Source organism: Lactobacillus sp. UMNPBX12 (genome assembly GCF_002553955.1).
Lineage (GTDB): Bacteria > Bacillota > Bacilli > Lactobacillales > Lactobacillaceae > Lactobacillus > Lactobacillus crispatus.
The window spans coordinates 1-20546 of sequence record NZ_PCYY01000015.1 but is presented as its reverse complement, the minus strand read 5'-3'; the positions used below and the strand labels follow the sequence as shown (position 1 = coordinate 20546).

Sequence of the window (20546 nt, the reverse complement as noted above, 5' to 3'; positions counted from 1 at the left end):
TTCTGTCCTTTTTTCGTATAATAATTAAAAAAATTCTCTCTTCGTATTGTACCTACTGTTTTCAATCATGAGCCGGAATAAGGTATAATTAACACTGATATACTATATCTATTAGGAAGGATCTTCATGAAGGATTTTTTACGTAAGCTAGAATTGCCTGAATTTATTAAGGATTCACGGCTGACAGCTTCTATAATCATTGCACTTTCTCTTTCATTATTGGGAAGCATTATTGCGATGATTATGAATCCATTGTTTGGATTGGCAATGCTTTTAGTCTTTATTTTGACCGTTGCCTTTGCCATCTATGGGACCTATATTTTAGCGGGTAATGCAAATAGCTTTGCGGTTAATTTGTCTTACCGGATAAAGCGTAGTGAACAAGAAGCAATGATTAAGATGCCGTTGGGAATTTTGCTTTATGATTCGGATCACCAAATTCAGTGGGTTAATCCATATCTGCAATTATATTTAAAGAGTACAGATTTAGTGGGGCACACAATTGAATCAGTTGACCCTGATCTGAATAAGCTACTTAATGAAGCAATTGAGGCAAAAACAGCAGAAAATCATCTGGTTGATTGGGATGGTCACCGATTTGAAATGGTGGTCCAAAATAATTTAGGCGTAATATATTTATTGGATATTACGCGCTATGCCAAAATTGAAGATAAATATAAAGCTGAACGATTGGCGATTGGTCAAATTTTCATCGATAATTATGATGAGCTAAGTGAAGCAATGCATGATCAAGAATTGACCAGCATGAGTTCATATGTGCAAAATACATTGAGTGATTATGCGAAAAAGTTTAACGCATATTTAAAACGGATTGATGAAGACCATTTCTTGATCTTGATCCATATGCAAGAATTAGCTGAGATGGAGAAGGACAAATTCTCTGTTTTAGATAAGGTGCGTCAAGAAACGAGTAGAAACAATAGGCCACTTACTTTATCTATGGGAATTGCTTTTGGGAGTGATTCTTTGTCTGAAATTGCCAACCAGGCTCAATCTAACTTGGATTTGGCCCTAGGTCGAGGTGGAGACCAGGTTGTCTTACGTCAACCCGGTAAAGACGCCCGCTTTTATGGCGGTAAGTCTAATCCGATGGAAAAGCGGACTAGAGTTAGAGCAAGAATGGTTTCACAAGCAATTAGTGAACTATTTAAAGATGCCGATCAAGTTTTTGTTGTTGGTCATCAGCGTCCTGACATGGACTCAGTCGGTAGTGGGATTGGCGTAGTAAAATTAGCTCGTCTTCACGGAGTTAAAGCTAATTTTGTTTTAGATACTAATAAGACAAACTATGATGTTGGTCGCTTGGTCACCTTAATGCAACAGAAAAATCAGGATAAGGATATTTTTATTAACCCTGATGTAGCTTTAGCTCAAGTTACTGACAAGTCAATGTTGGTAATGGTTGATCATTCGAAGTATTCAATTACTTACTCACGGGCACTTTATGATCGTTTGAAGAATCGAATCATCGTTATTGATCACCATAGACGAGGCGAGGAATTCCCTGAAAATCCAATGTTAACCTATGTTGAACCATATGCTTCTTCGGCTTGTGAATTGGTCACTGAAATGATTGAATATCAGCAGCCAGCTAACGGTAAGCAAGTTTTGACCGATATTGAAGCTACAGCAATGTTAGCCGGGATTGTGGTCGACTCCAAGGAATTCTCGTTGAGAACAGGAACTAGAACCTTCGATGCGGCTAGTTACTTACGTTCAATCGGGGCTGATTCAGCAGTTGTAAGCATGCTCTTGAAAGAGGACATTGATAGTTTCCTCGAACGGACGCATTTAGTAGCCACTTTGAAGATGGTGAAGCCACATATGGCCGTATTATGTGGACCTGATGATAAGATTATAGATCCGATCATTACAGCGCAGGCGGCTGATACTGCACTTGATTTGGAAAATGTGGGTGCTAGTTTCGCAATTACGCGGCGCAGTGATAATACGATTGGTATTTCAGCTAGATCAATGGGTAAGATCAACGTTCAAATTATTATGGAAAAATTGGGCGGTGGTGGACATCTTTCTAATGCGGCAACACAGATTAAAGATGTTACTATTGAAGAAGCAAAACAAAAATTGCTTGATGCAATTGATGAATATGAAAAAGAAAATGATTAGGAAGGACAAATATGAAAGTTATTTTTACTCAAGATGTTAGAGGTCGAGGTAAGCGTGGACAAGTTAAGGACGTACCTGATGGATACGCACAAAATTACTTGATTAAGCGAGGCTTGGCTAAAGAAGCTACTAAAGGTAACATGAATACCTTGAAGCGTGTAGAAGCTAATGAAAAGGCTGCTTATGAAGCAGAAAAGGCCGAAGCAGAAAAGATCAAGGCAGAACTTGAAAAAGACGATACCGTTGTTAACTTCAAATCTAAGGCTGGTACTGACTCACGTTTGTTTGGTTCAATCTCAAGTAAGAAGATTGTGGAAGGCCTTGAAAAGCAATACGGTATCAAGGTTGATAAACGCAAGCTTAACTTGCCAGAACCAATTAAGACTTTGGGCTATACTAATGTTCATGCCAAATTATTTAAGGGTGTAGAAGCTACTATTCGCGTTCACGTTACTGAACAAGACTAATAAAAAGTGGTTGTGATTGATGGATAATATCGTTTCTCAACAAATTCCGCATGATCGCGATGCCGAAAGGGCAGTTCTGGGTGCGATTTTTATCGATCCTGAAGCCATTGCGGATGCTAGTGCGGTAGTTCAGCCTGAAGATTTCTATGAGCGGGCTAATCAAATTGTCTTTCAAGCGATGTTGGACTTGTCTGATCGCGGGGATGCAATTGATACGCTGACCTTACAGGATGAATTAAATAAAAGAAATCAGTTAGAAGATATTGGTGGTATCGGTTATGTTTCTGAATTAGCGATGGCCACACCGACAGCAGCGCATGTTACCTATTATGCCAAAATTGTGCATAGGAAGGCGCTGCTTCGTCGTTTAATCTCTGCTAGTCAGAAGATTATCTCTAATGCAATCGATGGCTCTGACGATGTAACAGACATTCTAGATGACGCTGAAAGTGAAATTATGAATGTTTCGTCAGAGAATAGCACAGGCGGCTTTAGAACCATTAAAGAGATCGTTAATTCAGCGATTAATGATATTAATAATATTCCGGATGACGGAAATATGGTTACTGGCTTGCCGACTGGTTTTGCGGAATTAGATAAGATGACAACTGGTTTTCACGATGATGAATTGATCATTGTAGCTGCTCGTCCTGGTGTGGGTAAGACTTCATTTGCCTTAAATATTGCGCAAAATGTAGGGCTACACACTGAAAAAAGTGTAGCTATGTTCTCACTAGAAATGAGTGGAGAGCAACTGGTTCAGAGAATGTTAGCTTCTGAAGGACTGATTAATTCACAGCACTTGAGAACTGGCCAGCTTGATGAAGAAGAATGGCGTAAATTGGTAGTGGCTTCTGGGTCACTAGCAGGTGCGCAAATCTTTATCGATGATACGCCCGGAATCAAGATGAGTGAAATTCGTGCTAAATCACGGCGATTAGCTAAGGAAAAGGGCAATCTTGGTCTTATTGTAATTGACTACTTGCAGCTGATTGAAGGGCCACGCAGTGAATCACGGCAACAAGAAGTTTCTGCTATTTCAAGACAGTTAAAAAAGCTAGCTAAAGAGTTGCACGTGCCTGTTATTGCCCTTTCGCAGTTATCACGGTCAGTTGAACAAAGACAAGATAAACGGCCTGTATTATCTGATATTCGTGAATCTGGGTCAATTGAACAGGATGCCGATATTGTTTCTTTCTTGTATCGTGACGATTATTATCGTGATGAACCAGATGATGGTGAAAGTAGCGGTAGTCAAGATGAAGTTGGCGCAGAAGACGATAATGGTGAAGTAGAAGTCATCATTGAAAAGAACCGTTCCGGTAGCCGGGGGACGGTTAAGCTAATGTTTTCAAAGCCATTCAACCGTTTTTCAAATTTGGATTATGCGCATGATCCTAATGGTAATTAGAAAAAGCACTCGATGAGTGCTTTTTCTATGTTTGAATATAATACGAACAATATTTACATTTATAATGGTAATTATTTATATTTGGTGTTGAAATGATACCATAAGTTTGTACTATTACTGAAAAGAGTAATAACGAATATACTCATGGAGGAATAGCAAATTTATGAAATTTAAGAAGATTTTGCTTGGTGCATGTGCAGTTTTAGCAGCTGTGTCATTAGCAGCCTGCTCAAATAGTAAGAAGAGTTCATCCTCATCGAATGAACCTAAGGAATTGAACGTTGAATTTGTACCAAGTACCCAAGCAAATAAGATGGAAGCTAAGGCCAAGCCTTTAGGCACATTATTGCAAAAGCAATTACACATTCCAGTTCACGTAACCGTTTCTACCGACTATAGTGGGCTGGTTGAAGCAATGTCATCTAAGAAAGTTGACGTAGGCTTTATGCCACCATATTCTTACATATTAGCTCATAAAAAGGGAATTGCTGATGTTTTATTGCAAGCCGAACGTTACGGCTATGATGAACCATCCGGTAAGATGAATCATACCTTAATGCATAAGTATCGTGGTATGATCGTGGTTAAGAAGGGCTCAAAGATCAAATCTTGGAAAGACTTAAAGGGTAAAAAGATTGCGATTGGCGATCCTAGTTCTTCATCGGGCTATGTTTATCCAATTGCGGAACTTTACAAAAAGGGCTTGAATGTAACCAAGGACTGCAAATTAGTTAATGTTAAGGGTGACGATCAAGAAGTGTTATCCGTTTTGAATGGGGATGTTGATGCCGCATTCGTCTTCTCAGATGCACGTAATATTGCCGCTAAGGATGACAAGAAAGCAATGACCGATGTTGTGCCAATCTACTTTACCAAGTGGATTCCAAACGATACTATTGCGGTTAGAAAAGATATGCCTAAAAAATTCAGAGTTAAGTTAGCTAAGGCTTTCAAGAATATTGCTAAGTCTAAGAAGGGTAAGCAAATTATCGAAAGCATTTATAACCATTATGGTTACGTTGAAGCTAAGGATTCCGACTTTGATGGCTTACGTCAATACCAAAAGATCGTTAACAAAGCTACTGGTGGCAGTAACTAAAATAGAATAATTTAATTGAAAGGGCTCACCATTACGGGTGAGTTCTTTTTGTTTCTATATAATATATCAGTTAAAATAGACATAAAAGAAATGAAGAAAGAAGAAAAATATGAAAATTGCGGTTTTGACTGATAGCTCGGCTTATTTGACTAAAGAGCAACAAGAAAAATATCAGATTGATGTTCTGCCTATCCCGATTATTTGGGGGAAGAAAGTTTACCATGATTTAGTTGATATTGGCTATGAAGAGTTTTATCAAAAATTAAGTGAAGAAAAAGAATTACCAACAACTTCTCAACCTTCAATCGGTGACTTAAAAGAAAAAATTAATGAATATGTTGAGCAGGGATATACAGATGTGATTGTGATTACTCTTTCAAGTGGTATCTCCAGCTATTTTTCAACGGTTCAAAGTGTTACTGCAGAGGAAGATCGTATCAAGGTTCATCCATTTGATAGTAAGATTACTTGTGCAGGTGAAGCAGATTATGCCATGCTAGCAGGGCGACTAGTGCAGGCAGGAGCCAATATTGATTTAATTATGCATGATCTCAAGGACTTGCAAAAAACAATGGATGTGCGCTTCATGGTGGACGATTTGAGCCATTTAAAGCGGACTGGACGTTTATCTAATGCGGCTAGCTTTGTTGGTACGTTGTTCAAGATTAAGCCGATTTTATCGATGGATGTGCAAAATGAAGGCCATATTTCAGCGATTGCGAAAGAGCGTCAATATAAACGTGCATACAAGCATGTGCAAAATGATTTTGATAATTTGACTAAAAATATGCCGTATAAGATTCAGGACACAATTTTTGATTCACATGATCCTGAGAAAAAGCAAGAGTGGCTGGAAGATTACCAAGCAAAGTTTCCTAAGTATAAGTTCGATACCAGCATTATCGGACCAGTTGTTGGCGTGCACGTGGGACAAGGAACAATGTCGATGATTTGGTGCCGTGATTTGGATACTTATTTTGATGAAAATGGGCGACCAATTGAAGGAATTGAGTCAAAAGTGGTTGAAGATCCAGCGTAAATCAACAAAAACAATTACATACATATGAAAGCCTTTACACATAAGGGCTTTTTTCTTTATAATATTAGTAGCACGAAAACTTTTTGGAGAAAAACTTACATACAGAAAAGGATGAGAATATGGCAGAAAAGAAATATGTTGGTAGTATCGAAGCTGGTGGTACTAAATTTATCGTCGCTGTGCAAGATGTTGAAACAGGCAAGGAAGTAGCGCGTGATCGTATTCCTACCACTACTAACAAGGAGACTTTACAAAAAACAGCTGAGTTTTTCAAAAAGCACCCCGTTGATGCATTAGGAATTGGTACTTTTGGTCCAATTGATATCAATCCTAACTCTCGTACTTATGGCTACATTTTGGACACGCCTAAGCCAGGTTGGTCAGGTACGGACGTAAAGGGCTTCTTTGAAAGAGAATTAGGTATTCCGGTTGCCATGACAACCGATGTTAATGCATCATGTTATGGTGAATATGTTGCTCGCGGCCGCAATGATTCTAAGAGTTACTTCTACGCAACGGTTGGTACTGGCGTTGGCGCTGGAATTGTACAAGCAGGTAAGTTGCTCGGCCTTAATAATCACCCAGAAATGGGCCACATGTTGGTTCGTCGTTATCCTGGTGATGATTATGAGGGTCACTGTCCATTCCATAATGATGCCTGTGTCGAAGGCATGGCTGCTGGTCCAAGTCTTGAAGGCAGAACTGGAATCCCAGGTGAAAAGTTGTCACGTGATAACAAGGTCTTCACTTATTCCGCATATTACATTGCCCAAATGCTCTTCAATGTTTACATGGCTGCTCGTCCCGATGTAATGATTGTCGGCGGTTCAGTTTTAAATGAAAATGATTTGGTTAAGGTTAGAAAGTTCTTTGATGAATTTAACAACAATTACGTTGCCACACCAGATTTGAACGAATTGATTGTGCGTCCAGCTGTGGCTCACAACGGTTCTGCAACGCTTGGCGATTTTGAATTAGCTAAGAATTTGCTCAAATAAAAAAGCATAGATAAATTGAATAAGCAATAAAAAGGCTCAACTCGTTAAGAAAGACGTAAGGCGAGCCTTTTTTGACGTAATTTGACCTAAATGCGAGTAATATTAATTCTAGAAACGTAACCGGTTTATTAAGAAAGGAGCCCAACTATGAACAAATCAGATAGTGGCTTAAAAGACAAAGTTATCGGTAAAGTGAAAGAAGTCGAAGGTAAAATTACCGGCGATAAATCACGCGAAGTCCAAGGAAAAGCTCAACAAGCCAAGGGCAAAGTTAAGGACAAAGCCAAAAAATTAAAGGATGATCTGGAAAAAGACCATCAAATAGATGAAGATTGTTAAAGACTCAGGTCGACTAGCAATAGCTAAACAGAAAGCAAATAGGTGATCCTATGTTATCATGGATCTGGGTTTTAATCGTTGGCGCTATAATAGGTCTAATAGCTGGTTTCATAACCGGCAAGGGTGGATCAATGGGATTTATAGCTAATTTAATAGCAGGGCTGGTTGGTTCAACCTTAGGCCAAGCAATCTTTGGTTCGTGGGGGCCGCAAATGGCTGGGATGGCAATCGTACCATCAATATTGGGAGCAGTCATCTTGGTACTAGTGGTTTCCTTTGTACTAGGGATGCTTAGAAGAACTGAATAAAAATAGAATAAGAGAAAAAAGACATGCTTAGCATGTCTTTTTTTGTGTTTCATGTGAAACTATTTTAGCTTTTTTCGTTCATTTTCTTTCTCAGCTAAAAAACGTTGCTTAATTTCTTCAGGCAAAAGACTAGGGACCGTCTTGTCATAAAATTCAAAGAATATGGGTGCCTTGTTAGAGTCATTGCTCTTGGGATATAAGGCAAAGTCACTTTCGCTAAACGGTAAGCTGATATTACCACGTAAAGCATTGATAATCTCACCGAACATATGCAAAACATAACGGCGCGTCTCAGGCTCTAATGACATGATTACGCGACTGAAACGGACAGTGCCTAATAATTTATTGGCTGTAATCTGGAACACATCGGTAATGTTCAATTCATCAAAAGCTTGAAAGAGGGCATCCCAGAGTTCGCCGCGTTGTTTTTCAGGAATGCTGTGATTGAAATCGATGAGCGAGTGGCGCAATGAGCGAGCACCTGAAGTTAAACTTTCAGCTAAAACAAAACTGTCACGCCCCACGGCCCAGCGGCGAGGATCATGTTGTTGGACCATCGGTGCAGTGCTTTTGACGATTAAAACGTGTTCAGGATGATCAAGCATGGTGCCAATGATTGAAGCTTCTGGGAGGTAGGTCTTCATCTTGGGTAATGCACGTACAAAGCCAGGTGCTTTCCAGACTTGGTGGAAAAAGCCGGGGCCGTCAAAGCTAAAGGCCTTGATAATACGGTCCTGCAAATCAGGCTCAGCGACACTTAAAGCATATTCAGCGTAATTGCCACCTTTAGAGTGACCTGCTAAATATATTTTGTCATGGGGAAAGGCGGCAGCCATTTCTTTGAGATAATTGGCAGCAACATCTTGACCATAAACTTTGGGCATGTAGTTCATATTCATGTCTTCGTTCCAGCCGATGATTGAGTTGTCGGTTCCGCGGTAAACGATGATAATTGTATTATCGGTTAGGCGAAAAGTAGCCGCGGTAAATTGAAGTGGATAAGGATCCTTTTCCAGCCGATTAGTCCAATTAAGGATTTTGATGTCGCCTAGACGAGGTGATTTAGGTAAAAGAAGAATTTGATCGCCAGCTAAATCTTTCATTTGAACTTGAAATGAAGGAAGGACGTGTAATTTTTCTGCGACTTCACTTAAGGTATGTTCCTTAGCAGATTTGTCGACGGGTAAGTAGATGATTGAGGCGAAGAGGGATGCGTCCACGCTATTAAAAGGCCGTTCTTTAAAAGAAAGATCTCCCCGCCAACGTAAATAATCAAGTGTTCCAGCCATAATCTCATCCTTTCATTAATTAGGCAATATTACTATTTTACTAAATTGTCGCGCCAAAATAAAAATCTCAAGCTAATGCTTGAGATTTAAAATGATTTTACATACCACCACGGGTATAACTAATACGGGTAATATCAGAATATTTACGTAGATTCATGACAATAGAGTTCTCATCAATCTTATTATTAATGATTCCGTCAACGTAGAAAACAATGTGGTCATCACTCACGTCGAGAATTTTAACAGTAACATTTTCGACGTGATTATCTGCTAGTTCTTGCCTGATTTTAGATAAAATATGATGCTGATTAATAGCCACAATTTGAATGTTAAAACGAACATGTGGCGTTATTTTGTTGATAATGACATCATCGTGAAAGATCATTTGAATGATAAACAATAGGGCGGTTGATAGGATACCGATGAAATACATGCCAGCACCAACAGCCATCCCGATGGCGGCAGTTGCCCAAACTCCAGCGGCAGTAGTTAAGCCTGAGACCTGTTCTTTTCTAACTAGGATTGTACCCGCACCAATGAAGGAAATTCCTGTAACGATCTGGGCCGCAATTCTTGATGGATCTAGTGCAATGTCATGCATGCTTAATAGATCGGTAAATCCATATTTAGATACGATCATGAATAAAGCAGAAGCAATCGCAACTACGATATGAGTTCTCACACCCGCGCTTTTTCTCTGAATCGCCCGCTCATAGCCGATTAATGCGCCACAAAAAGCTGCGACAACAATTCTAAGTAGCCAATCTAATTCGGTTGTAATTGGAGCTAAAGTTTGCATTATTTAGTCCTCATCCTTTGTATAATCAACAATTATTATCATTTCTATTTTAACGTAAATGCAGAAAAATTATAGTCTGGGGAATTTTTTTGAACTTTTTTCAAAAAAAGACTTGCACAGTTTCCATCTATATGGTTTAATAAATACTGTTGTCGGGTAAGACAACGAAGAGTTGCTGACTTAGCTCAGTTGGCAGAGCACCTCACTAGTAATGAGGAGGTCGGAGGTTCGAACCCTCTAGTCAGCATTATAAAGATTCATTTTTATTGATTAACCTTGATTTATCAACGTTTTACGAAGATAAGTTAAGGTTAATTTTTTTGTATAAAGAAAAATAATGCACATAATCTGCACACGTTTTAGAGTGTGTGCATTGAATGAACTCAGAGCGTAGAATAAAGGTTGATATGACGGGCTTTAAGCCCGTTTTTTTGTGTGCACAGCATGAACACGGAGTATAATTAAATTAATTAGAAACAATGAAGATTAAATAGGTGAAAAAATGAGTTATACGATTTATACCAAAGGAATAACTAGTAATTTCTTCGATAAAGATGGATATAAAATTGGTTTTTGGTGTTATTACTTACGTACTGAAAATACTACTGAATTAAAGTGTAAAGTAGTTAAAAGTGAAGATGCTAAAAAATTAACTGCTCCAAGAATGCAATTAAAATCAATAATTGAAGCTTTAAAGTTTTGTGAGAATGATAGTTTCGTAGATTCTATAAAGTTATATACTAACAATCAGCAATACTTCAAACAGTGTTTTGAAAATGAAAAAAGCCGAAAGAAAAATAAAGATCTTTGGGCACAAATAGATAAATTGAAACTGGATAAGGGCTTAATTATTTTCCCTGAGGATAAAGATAATGCTGTTAAGCAAAGTCGTGGAATGAAGATACTAGAAGCCGCTATAAGGGATACACAGGCTCATAATAATGACTGGGAGGAACATACCGCCCATCCTAGTTTAAACAAGGAAATGGAAGATTAGATAGGAAAGTGTCTGGGAAATAACTAAATCTCAGACACTTTTATTTACTCAAAAAATTAATAGCTATCATTTTTGATTTAAACAAGTTTTATAACTTGTTTTTTTCTTGCTCAATAAATTTTTCTATACTCTTACCAAAATCTTCCATCCCTGTTAACTGATAACTTTCTGCAATTTTCTGACAATAATCAATGTACTTTTCATCTTTGTGGAAGTGATAAGCTATCAAATATTTATGGACAGCTATACTGCTTTTAATTAGATATAATTCGGGAATTTGCGGCATTTTTTCAACTATTTCAATGTAACAATCAAGACCATCATATTGATTATTAGACATCGAATTGCTGATAAAATTATTGATAATTGCACTTACGGCCACCATTATCTTGTTATCAACTGTATTTGAAGTTTCTTTAATTATTTGCTTAACAATGGCTCTATTAGCATCTAGATCATAGAAATCCATGAAATCACAATAGAGCTGCAATTTTAGTTCAGTAAAATTAGGAATGTCGAAGATCCTTTCCCGCAACTTTTTCTGTAATTCTAGGTTAGGCTGATAGTCATCCTCATAATTAATTCTCAGAGTTTCGATCATTCCTTCGACTTCTAAAGCATCTTGATCCTTTTTATCTTGAGGCAGGTCACTGTCTTTAATTGATTGAACGATCTTTTTTAGAGTAGGGATATCATGGTGATAGACAGCGGTAGTGGCCGTATGTCCCCAATTTTCTTCTTGTTCGTGGATTAGGTCACGTTCATTTTCTAAACGCTTGAAAAAGTCACTACTATCAATGTGATTGCGGTGCAACAGTGCTAGCAAATCTTCTGCAGTAATTCTATGCTTATTCTTTTCTACCTTGGCATAGTAAGAAGTACTGATAATGTTGCCAACCCATTCTTTCTGTGTTTTTGATTTCGCTAGTCTTTCTTCTTTAAGTAACTCACCGATCGTCATAATGTCACCTCAAAATGTCAAATACGCCACTTTTAAAAATTAATCTCTTTTTCACTTTATTATAATTGCAACAACAAATGAGACAAAGAAAAAGGGGTTAAACATTATGAATGTATTTTTGAAAAATAAGGATTACAGAAGATTTTCAGTTGCCAGTTTTTTATCTACTGCTGGGGATGTATTCTTTTACTTAGCATTCATGACTTACGCAAGTAAATTGCACAACTATTCATTGGCTTTATCATTGATCGCTATTTCAGAATCTATTCCAAGACTATTTGATATTTTTGGAGGTTTCTTAGCTGATAAAACTAGAAATAAGTTCAAAAGCATCTTCTTAATGGCCGTAGTTCGATTTGTTCTTTACGGTATAGTAGGCTTGCTCTTTGTCAGCAATGTTTCTCAATGGAATTTAGTTATTATAGTTGTCATTATTAATTTTTTATCTGATACGTTTGGTGCTTACTCTACTGGATTGATCGCTCCATTAATTGTCGACATTGTCGGAAAAGAAGAATTTGGTGAAGCTGAAGGTTTTACCAACGGCGTGAGTGAAGTAATCAATACTATTGCACAATTTGTCGGTTCAGGGTTGTTGCTTTTCTTGTCCTTTGCTAACTTGGCTTTCATTAATGCTATTACTTTCATGGTAGCTGGACTTCTATTTTTAAGTGTTGGTTTAAAGCATAGAAAAGATCAAAAGCCACTTGAAGCACAAGAAGTTAATGATCAGAAGTTTTTCGCCACCATGAAGTCATCATACAAACAAATGAAGAAGGCACAAGGTTTGTTAACTGTTATCTTCGTGATTGCTTTGCTTAATGGTATTTTAACTGCTCTTGGATCATTAATTCCAATTATGATTGCAGGAAATAAATCTACAATGATCATCACTAGCTACAGCTTTACTATTGCTGTAATGGGTGTAGTGGTAAGTGTTGGCGCTATTTTAGGCAGTATGTTTGGACCACAATTATTCAAAAAAGCTTTAGTATTTACCATCACTATTCTTGCTATTATTTTGAGTTTTGCTACGACCGTTGCGACTATATTGGCTAATATCTATGCCGTTTTAGCTGTTTACTTCTTGTTAGCAGCAACTGCAAGTATTGCCTCAATTAAGATGCAACAATGGTTAGTTAACACAATTGAACATAAGATTTTAGCTTCATCTGTTGGTTTATTGAATACTATCTTGATGGCTGTAGCACCAATTTTTACTACAATTATGACTTCAATATCTGGTTTTGTTAGTGTAAAATACGCATTATTTACTTTGATTGCAATTGAAGTTATTATCTTGTTCGTTGCCATCAAGATGGGGATAAAAAACAAAGTCAAAGCAGAAATCAATACAGTACAATAACTGTTTCTAATACAACAGAAGAAGTACAGTTTAGATATTTGTAATTTGTTCTTTCCCACTTGATTTTCATTTCGGGGGGTAAAATGAAGGTGTAAAAAATATACGTAACAATCCAATAATTTTAAGAATTGGAGTGAATTTTTATGAAACTAAATAAACTCGCATTAATTTCTACAGCTGCCTTAATGGGAATCGCACCTCTTATGAGTGCCACAACTAGTGCTCACACAGTACAAGCTGCAACAAACAGGGCGGTAATGCATACTGCTATCGCTTACGACAAGAATGGTAATAGTACTGGTAAGAAATACTACTCCTATCAATATGTAACAGTAGAAAGCAATCCTGTTAAAATAGACGGTACACTTTACTACAAGGTAAGCGGCAAAGATCAATATTTAAAAGCTACTAATATTGACGGTGTAACTCGGAAAATCACTCATAATGCCTATATCTATAAGTCTTCAAATGGCAGAACCTCTTACATGAATCGTTGGAAGCTCTATAAGGGCGAAACAGTCACTACTTATGGTGGTTCTTACAAGTTCAAGAATGGTAAGCGTTACTTCCGCATCGCTGGACCAAGAAAACAATATATTAAGTCATACAATTTGGGACCTGTTATTAAAGTAAATACTGTTCAAGGACCAACAACGGTTACTACTAACACCAAGCCAACCACTAATACTAACAATACGTCTTCAAATAGTGTTCCACCAATGAGTAAGGATGAAACAACAGTAACCGTATTACGGAACGGTATCCCTCTTCTCGTTGAAGTACCTGGTAAAGACAAAGTTCAACCTTCCGGCAAATATGCAAAGAATGGTGAAAAGTTTACGGTAGACTACTTAGAACAAGGCATTCGAGCAGGTACTGGTGAGGACGGCGATGATGATTGGGAACAAGCAATTTACCACATTAAAGGTACTGATTACTGGATTCTTAATTTATTTGTCAATGCTGCCAAAAAGATGCCAGTTCATAACTATACTTTAGCAAATAGGTATTCACTCATTAGATTTACCAAGGCCACAGATCTATATAATACAAATGGGACTCCTCAAAATATAAAGCTTGCAAAGAATTCTGAAGAGTGGAAAGTAGATAAGTTATTATATATTTGGGTACCAAGTGAAAATAAAGCAGAAGAATTTTATCATTTAGCACCAGTCCGTTATTGGCAAAATGTAATACGTTTATCAAATAACGGTCAATACACAAAAGATTATATGCCACTCAAAGCTGACAATTATGTCAAAGCCAGCGATGTTAAATTTGTTGAAAATAGTGTTAAAATCACTCCATCTAACACTCCAGAAGAAGCACAAGCTGCTGCCTTGAAGAAATAAGATATAAAAATAAGAACTCCGTCTACATGATGTAGATGGAGTTCTTTCTAACCTTTATTTTATTAACTCAAAAGAAAAAGTACGTATCATTTGTAAATGCTTACATGGGGGTAAATTAAAGGTAGAAAATAAAGAAGTACATAGCAGGGAGCGTGAGTTAAGATGAGAGAGAAACCTGAATTATATAGAATAATTTGGGCTGTAATAACTTTGATCTGGTTAGCACTAGATTTGTTTTGGCATAGCCAAGCAGTAGGTGCAAAGATATTCATGATGATTTACACCTTAGTATTAGTCATTTGGGATATTATCATCATTGTGCAAAGCCGCAAACATAGAAAGAATAATAGCTGATTTCAAGCATTCATTAGCAAGTCTGATGAATGCTTTTTTACATTTACTATTTCTTTACCTTAGTGAAATCATACTTTCTATACTTAAGCGCAACACTTTTATCTTTGAAAATCGCACCGTTGACGACACTAGGATCGGTCCCGTAGCTTAAGAAGAGACAATCATGATTCTTAAATTGACCAGGCTGATAATCCAAGTTCACCAGATCCAAGAAGCCGCGCACTTTTAACGAATTACCTTGAGTATCAATTAGAACAATATTGCCAGAGTATTTTATATTTTGTTTTTCAGAGTGACGATTCAATTTTAAATTTGGATCGATTTTCTGATAAGTGACATTGCCGTTAACCGTATGCTCAGTAATCACGAGTTTTCTAGCCTTTTTAGAATAAGGATCGCCGCGATACCAGGTACCACGGTACTGGCTAGGTACAGTCGCAAGTTTAAAGCCCTTATATTTTTTATGAATATTAATGCGAGGAGCTTCACTAGATGATTTAGTCTCATGACGTACAATTTTTGAACTACTTGATGATTGTGAACTTGAATTTGATTTTGCTGTTTGCTTATTGCATCCCGTCAATAGCGCAGCGGCCATTACACTGATTAAAACAATCGCTTTTTTCATATTTATTCTCTTTTCTTAAATTTAATCTCAATTATAAAATATCTTTGAACAAAATAAAAAGTGTCTGGGAAAAAACTAATTCTCAGACAGGAAAAAAGAACGATGATTTCCTAATGGATTTCATCGTTCTTTTTCTATACTTTAAGTGCCTTCCTTGATATTATTGAATCACCACAAAACAAAAAGAAAGAAGGCAATCTTAATGTATCAAAATTATACCATAGGTCAAACAGCTTTAACACTCAACTTAGACTTCGCTATTCCTCATAATCATTTGGCTAATACCATTAGCTGGTTTGTCGATTCAATTCCAGAAGATGTCTTATTGGGTAATACTGCTAAAACCGGTCGTCCAGCTTATCATCCAGCGATGATGCTTAAAATCTTGCTTTTTGCTTATTCCAGAAGAGTATTTTCAGGCAGAAAAATCGAATTAATGCTGGAAGAAAACGTGCCGATGATGGCTTTGGCTGAACACCAACAGATTTCTTACCATACTATAAATAACTTTAGATCCAGCAAGCATGCCAATGAGCTGGTTAAGAAAAGCTTCCTCTACTTTACCAATTTGTTAGAAGCCGAGGGCCTTATCAATGAAGGAGCGATCTTTATTGATGGCACTAAAATCGAAGCTGACGCCAATCGCTATACTTTTGTTTGGCGCAAGGCAGTTGAAAAATTTCATGACAAGCTCAAAGGTCAAGCGGTTGAGCTTTATGATGAATTGATTGCCAAAGAAGTCGTCAAAGCAATGGCAAAAGAGAAAGTCCAGACCAGTCAAGGTTTGGCAGAGCTAGCACAAGAAACGGAAGCCGAGATTGAAAAGCTGACCGAAGAAATTGAGCAAGAACCCAAAGCAATCCCTGGCGGTTCGCCTAGAAAAGCAAGAAGACGCGGTCTTAAAAAGCTGCTTCATAAACTAAGAAAAGACTATGTTCCTCGAATGAAGAAATATGAAGAGGCGAAAGAAATCTTTGCAGGGCGTAACAGCTATTCTAAGACAGATCATGACGCGACTTTCATGCATATGAAGGAAGATCACATGAAGAACGGCCAGCTCAAGCCAGGCTACAATATTCAAGCCGCCACCACTGATCAATATGTGGTTGACTTTGCTTTATACCCTAATCCAACTGATTTCAGAACTTTCGAACCATTTTTAAAGCAGATGACGACACTAGACAAGTTTGACAAGATTGTCGCTGATGCTGGTTATGGCAGCGAATATAATTATTCAATGTTAGAAGAAGAGTATTCAGACAAGAAGTACTATATTCCTTATACCATGTACGAAAAGGGAAAGACCAGAAAGTATCGCAACGATCCAACTAAGCTGGCTAACTGGTTCTATGATGAAAAAGATGATTATTACCTTGATCAAAATGGCGTCAGATTCAACTTCAAATATTATAGTCAACGTAAAGATCGATCGACTGGTCAGGTTCGTGATTTTAAGGTCTATGAAGCAGATGAATTTCAACTAACGCCAGAATTAGAACGCTTAGCCAAGACTAAGAGCGGACGCCAACGTCAGGTTCGCTATAATCCTAACTGGCAATACCTAAAAGAAAAAGCCAAAGCAGTTCTCCAAAGTCCTGAAGGCAGACACATCTACAGCATGAGGAAATATGATGTGGAGCCGATTTTTGGACATTTGAAGAACGTCTTTGGCATGCGCCGAACTCATTTAAGAGGCAAAAAGAAGGTTGAAACAGATATAGGAATAGCCTTCATGATGATGAATTTAAGCAAATATTGGAACAGAAGATGGTCAAAAGACCAATTTTCTTTGTTCAAAAATAAAAATAGACAGAAAAAGACGGTCAAGCAACTCAAATTAAGAGTTGGATTGATCGTCTTTCAGTATCTAAGGCTTAGTTTTTTCCCAGACACGCCAAAATAAAAAATTCCCAATGCCTTTTGGCAAAGGGAATTTTTTACAATCCAGCTTTAACATTTAGTTAATCTGGATTGTTCCCATTGGGAAATTCATTATCATGTAATGGATTCTTTCCCAATGGTTTTGCGTGACTTTGTTCCTGCTGCTCTTGTTTTATTTTAGCCACAAATGCAGTCACAAAATCATGCAAATCTTTTTTCGCAAATGGCTTTTGATCATCACCAATTTGCGAATCAATAATGCTGTTTAAGCGTTGCATTAAGTCATCATTATTACTGGCCGAAGTTAGCATAGCTTCGGCTAATTCAGCTTTCCATTTTAGTTCGTTTAAGGCTAAAACATCAGCGTTATGTTTCATCTGGAGCTTCTTATACTCCATATCTTCAGGAACAGTACGACCACTCAGTTTTTTGGCTTTAAGTTCTTGCCAACGGGCAATTGATTTAGGGGACATCATGATAAAAACTTCTTTCTATTAAGTAATTAGATTAACTACTATGAGAAGTTAACAGTCAATCTCTTGCCCAAAGCGTTAGCAATTTTGGTTAAAGTATCAATACTGGTGTTAGCGCCGCTTTCAATTCGTGCAATTGTTGATTGAGGAACATCAGAAACAGTAGCTAGATCTCGTTGAGAAAGGCCTGATTCTTTTCTAACCTTAGTTAATGCAATGGCACTCTCTAACTTAGTTGTTTCGTTTTCAAATTCCTTTTTAAATTCCGGATCCTTTAATTGTTCATTTAAGTAGTCTTTAAAATTAATGTTGCTCATAATTATTGCTCCTTTCGGTTGGCAAAGTATTCGTCACGTAATTTCTTAGCATGATTAATTTCTCGTGGCGGTGTTTTCTGGGTTTTCTTAGTAAAGCCATGGGTAATAACGTAGTGAACGCCATCAACGTGAAAATGAAGGCCACGTTGTTGATTATTACTAACCCGAGAGCGAATTTCATAGAGATTCTTCTCCAGTGGCTTAACCCAGTTATGTTGAATTCCAGCACTAAGTCCATAAGTTGCGACCATGTTAATCCGTGCTAATAACTTTGCTTTAGCTTTAACGTCAAGACTATCTAAATATTCTGCAAATTCAGTATGGCCATTAGGGCGAGTATAAAATTCAAATTCTAAATCTTCCATGCCCTAATGATAGCATATATTGTATCAATTATCAATATATGCTATCTAGAACAACTACCGTGCTTCGCTTGCTGGACTCGTTAATCAGAACGGTTTATGACTAAACCTAACCTGATTAACGAGTGAATTTTTTTGGGGGGAGTGCTTAATCGAACTTAACTTCATCGAGCATTTGTTCTCGGCTGACTTGATCCAGACCTAAATATTTTAAGGTCATGGCTTCTGAGGAATGATTAAGCAGCGACATCACTAAACCGATATTGTAATGAGTTTGTGTGTAGACCCGGTAAGCCCCAGTTTTTCTCATTGTGTGAGTACCGAGGTAGTTAATCCCAATTAAATCGCCAGTTTTAGCCATGATTTTGTAAAACTGTTTTTCAGTGATGTGCCGATCGGGGTGTTTAGTCGATGGAAAAAGCCAATCTGAGTGGAGATTTTGTTGGTTTAGCCACTGAAAATAGTCTTTTAGGTCTTGTTTAACTGGTTTTAGGTACAAAGTATTGGGCTTTCCGGTCTTTTTATCCCGAATATAAGCATTTTTAGCGATAGTCCCATCGTTATTGAAGATTTCATTGCGTCTGAGAGCTAATAAATCGGACACTCGGAGTAACGTTGCCTTGCCAACTTGGAAAATTGTGTAATTTCGGCGGCCAGCTTTAAAATTATGTAGGAGAGTATCTTCGACTTCATGCAGGATATTGGAATCTTTGATGGGTAAAACGAGTTGTTTCATGATTAATTGCTCCTTATTTTAGGGGCTATTTTGTGCTTGATAAAGATAATAGCCCCTATATTCTGATTGTAGAATACAGGGGCTTGATATAGCAACATTCTTTAGGGGTTATTTATTACAAATAGACCCTACTTTAAAAACGATGAAAATTAATCTTTACTTTTTAGTTTCCCATTCGTTGTTATATATGGGAGGAATAAAGTGAATAATACAAAATTCATTTAAAAATAAAAAAGGGCATCTTTTCAGATGTCCCGCCGGCTCGGTAATCGGGAGCTACCCGATTCCAATTTGCACACCGACCTTATCATTTTGGTCGTGCCTAATAAACACGTTAAAAAATCAATTAAAAAGGTGATTGCTCTGATTCGTAAGATAATGAAATAATATTGCTACTTTTTCTGCGCTGACTTCGGTTGGCGCTTTTTATTCAGAAACCTTTATAACAAATAGGCTTGAAACATAAAAAGAAGTATTAGCTCTTGGAGGGAATAAGCTTATAACAGTAGAAAATTATTTGAATGTTTTTTCAAAGAAATTGCCTTTAGATACTGTTTCATTACCATATAAGGGATATGATAAGTGATCACCAGATATAGTTCTTAAACGAGAACTTGTTAGTTTAATACTTCCAATACACTGTCCTTTTTTTATTGGAGCTTGTAATGTTTGAGTATCATTGGTTAACTTATTCTTGAAATTTAGGGAAGACTTCTAATCTCATGATTCGGGAATTATCAAAAAAGAGAACTAGACCAATAGCTAAAGTAGCTTAGTCTAGTTCTCTAAATTCTCTTCATCCTTACTGATTAACAAAGAGTCTAATCTACCAACAAAAAAGGGCTGCTTACAATAAATACTAAGTAGTCCTTTTCATAGTTTAGACGAATCGAATACAGCACTTAAATATTGGGAAAGAAAATTATGTTATCTAGTTGCGTTTCTTCTTCAATCCGCCTAAACCAAGCATTGCCAGTAAGCCAGCTAAACCTAATCCAGCTACAGCCGCATCATTCTTAGTATTACCGGTTTGTGGTAATGCTTGCTTGTTGTTTTGACCGTTGTCACCATTACCGTTGTCAGTAACATTAGTGTTTACGGTCTTGTTGCCATTACCGTTTTGGGTACCATTATTGATACCGTTGTTATTACCGTTAGTGTTATGGTTGCCATTATCACCAGGGTTAGTGTTATGGCTGCCATTATCACCAGGGTTAGTGTT

21 protein-coding genes and 1 tRNA gene are annotated in these 20546 nt (G+C 37.3%); 13 read left to right on the top strand and 9 right to left on the bottom strand.

Translation table 11 applies throughout. The annotated features are described in order from the left end of the window. The first annotated feature begins 126 nt into the window (after positions 1 to 126). From CP363_RS07065 to CP363_RS07030, 8 genes are all read left to right on the top strand, one after another. Complete coding sequence (locus CP363_RS07065) at positions 127 to 2148, top strand: DHH family phosphoesterase (RefSeq protein WP_089142921.1); 2022 nt, start codon at positions 127 to 129, stop codon at positions 2146 to 2148. Between the two features lie 11 nt (positions 2149 to 2159). Continuing rightward, on the top strand, positions 2160 to 2615 hold the full coding sequence (gene rplI, locus CP363_RS07060; protein ID WP_005721048.1) for a 50S ribosomal protein L9: 456 nt from the start codon (positions 2160 to 2162) through the stop codon (positions 2613 to 2615). A gap of 19 nt (positions 2616 to 2634) precedes the next feature. Further along, complete coding sequence (gene dnaB / locus CP363_RS07055) at positions 2635 to 4026, top strand: replicative DNA helicase (RefSeq protein ID WP_005721050.1); 1392 nt, start codon at positions 2635 to 2637, stop codon at positions 4024 to 4026. 163 nt (positions 4027 to 4189) lie between these two features. Next, entirely contained in the window at positions 4190 to 5125 is a 936-nt protein-coding gene (locus CP363_RS07050; protein ID WP_098036054.1) for a phosphate/phosphite/phosphonate ABC transporter substrate-binding protein, read from the top strand. Between the two features lie 109 nt (positions 5126 to 5234). Next, positions 5235 to 6164, top strand: coding sequence for a DegV family protein (locus tag CP363_RS07045; protein ID WP_098036053.1), 930 nt, complete (start codon positions 5235 to 5237; stop codon positions 6162 to 6164). A 119-nt stretch (positions 6165 to 6283) separates the two neighbouring features. Continuing rightward, positions 6284 to 7162, top strand: a complete 879-nt coding sequence (locus CP363_RS07040; protein ID WP_098036052.1) for an ROK family protein — start codon at positions 6284 to 6286, stop codon at positions 7160 to 7162. Positions 7163 to 7309: 147 nt separating this feature from the next. Continuing rightward, the gene (locus tag CP363_RS07035) at positions 7310 to 7501 is read left to right on the top strand and encodes a CsbD family protein (protein WP_005723606.1); all 192 of its coding nucleotides are present in this window, start codon (positions 7310 to 7312) and stop codon (positions 7499 to 7501) included. A 50-nt stretch (positions 7502 to 7551) separates the two neighbouring features. Next, positions 7552 to 7809, top strand: coding sequence for a GlsB/YeaQ/YmgE family stress response membrane protein (locus CP363_RS07030; RefSeq protein ID WP_060462105.1), 258 nt, complete (start codon positions 7552 to 7554; stop codon positions 7807 to 7809). 59 nt (positions 7810 to 7868) lie between these two features. Here the strand turns inward: CP363_RS07030 and CP363_RS07025 are convergent, their stop codons facing one another. Both CP363_RS07025 and CP363_RS07020 read right to left on the bottom strand, forming a co-directional pair. Beyond that, positions 7869 to 9098, bottom strand: a complete 1230-nt coding sequence (locus tag CP363_RS07025) for a DUF2974 domain-containing protein (RefSeq protein WP_098036051.1) — start codon at positions 9096 to 9098, stop codon at positions 7869 to 7871. Positions 9099 to 9195: 97 nt separating this feature from the next. After that, positions 9196 to 9897: an MgtC/SapB family protein gene (locus tag CP363_RS07020; protein WP_098036050.1), complete on the bottom strand. Its 702-nt coding sequence runs from the start codon at positions 9895 to 9897 to the stop codon at positions 9196 to 9198. 174 nt (positions 9898 to 10071) lie between these two features. Here CP363_RS07020 and CP363_RS07015 point away from each other — a divergent pair. Beyond that, positions 10072 to 10144 (top strand) — tRNA-Thr (locus CP363_RS07015). Between the two features lie 255 nt (positions 10145 to 10399). Beyond that, positions 10400 to 10894 (top strand): hypothetical protein, encoded by a 495-nt coding sequence (locus CP363_RS07010; protein WP_089146656.1) that lies wholly within the window; start codon positions 10400 to 10402, stop codon positions 10892 to 10894. A gap of 88 nt (positions 10895 to 10982) precedes the next feature. On the opposite strand, the gene CP363_RS07005 is transcribed toward CP363_RS07010, so the two are convergent. Continuing rightward, positions 10983 to 11855, bottom strand: a complete 873-nt coding sequence (locus CP363_RS07005) for a helix-turn-helix domain-containing protein (protein WP_098036049.1) — start codon at positions 11853 to 11855, stop codon at positions 10983 to 10985. 106 nt (positions 11856 to 11961) lie between these two features. Between CP363_RS07005 and CP363_RS07000 the strand changes: the two genes are divergently transcribed. Both CP363_RS07000 and CP363_RS06995 read left to right on the top strand, forming a co-directional pair. Further along, positions 11962 to 13221, top strand: coding sequence for an MFS transporter (locus CP363_RS07000; protein WP_098036048.1), 1260 nt, complete (start codon positions 11962 to 11964; stop codon positions 13219 to 13221). 143 nt (positions 13222 to 13364) lie between these two features. Next, the gene (locus CP363_RS06995) at positions 13365 to 14573 is read left to right on the top strand and encodes an SLAP domain-containing protein (protein WP_089146041.1); all 1209 of its coding nucleotides are present in this window, start codon (positions 13365 to 13367) and stop codon (positions 14571 to 14573) included. 400 nt (positions 14574 to 14973) lie between these two features. Here CP363_RS06995 and CP363_RS06985 read toward each other — a convergent pair whose 3' ends face one another. Continuing rightward, complete coding sequence (locus CP363_RS06985) at positions 14974 to 15555, bottom strand: hypothetical protein (protein WP_098036047.1); 582 nt, start codon at positions 15553 to 15555, stop codon at positions 14974 to 14976. A gap of 202 nt (positions 15556 to 15757) precedes the next feature. Between CP363_RS06985 and CP363_RS06980 the strand changes: the two genes are divergently transcribed. After that, positions 15758 to 17458, top strand: coding sequence for an IS1182 family transposase (locus tag CP363_RS06980; protein ID WP_098036046.1), 1701 nt, complete (start codon positions 15758 to 15760; stop codon positions 17456 to 17458). Between the two features lie 58 nt (positions 17459 to 17516). Here the strand turns inward: CP363_RS06980 and CP363_RS06975 are convergent, their stop codons facing one another. The 5 genes from CP363_RS06975 to CP363_RS06955 form a co-directional block, all read right to left on the bottom strand. Beyond that, positions 17517 to 17909, bottom strand: a complete 393-nt coding sequence (locus tag CP363_RS06975; RefSeq protein ID WP_056953640.1) for a hypothetical protein — start codon at positions 17907 to 17909, stop codon at positions 17517 to 17519. Between the two features lie 41 nt (positions 17910 to 17950). Continuing rightward, positions 17951 to 18226 carry a helix-turn-helix domain-containing protein gene (locus CP363_RS06970; RefSeq protein WP_056994890.1) on the bottom strand — a complete coding sequence of 92 codons (276 nt, stop codon included), beginning with the start codon at positions 18224 to 18226 and terminating at the stop codon, positions 17951 to 17953. Positions 18227 to 18228: 2 nt separating this feature from the next. Beyond that, positions 18229 to 18591, bottom strand: coding sequence for a type II toxin-antitoxin system RelE/ParE family toxin (locus CP363_RS06965; protein ID WP_098036045.1), 363 nt, complete (start codon positions 18589 to 18591; stop codon positions 18229 to 18231). 145 nt (positions 18592 to 18736) lie between these two features. After that, positions 18737 to 19324 (bottom strand): site-specific integrase, encoded by a 588-nt coding sequence (locus CP363_RS06960; RefSeq protein ID WP_098036044.1) that lies wholly within the window; start codon positions 19322 to 19324, stop codon positions 18737 to 18739. A gap of 931 nt (positions 19325 to 20255) precedes the next feature. After that, positions 20256 to 20546, bottom strand: a 291-nt coding sequence (locus CP363_RS06955; RefSeq protein WP_143468715.1) for an LPXTG cell wall anchor domain-containing protein, incomplete at its 5' end; no start/stop codon positions are given.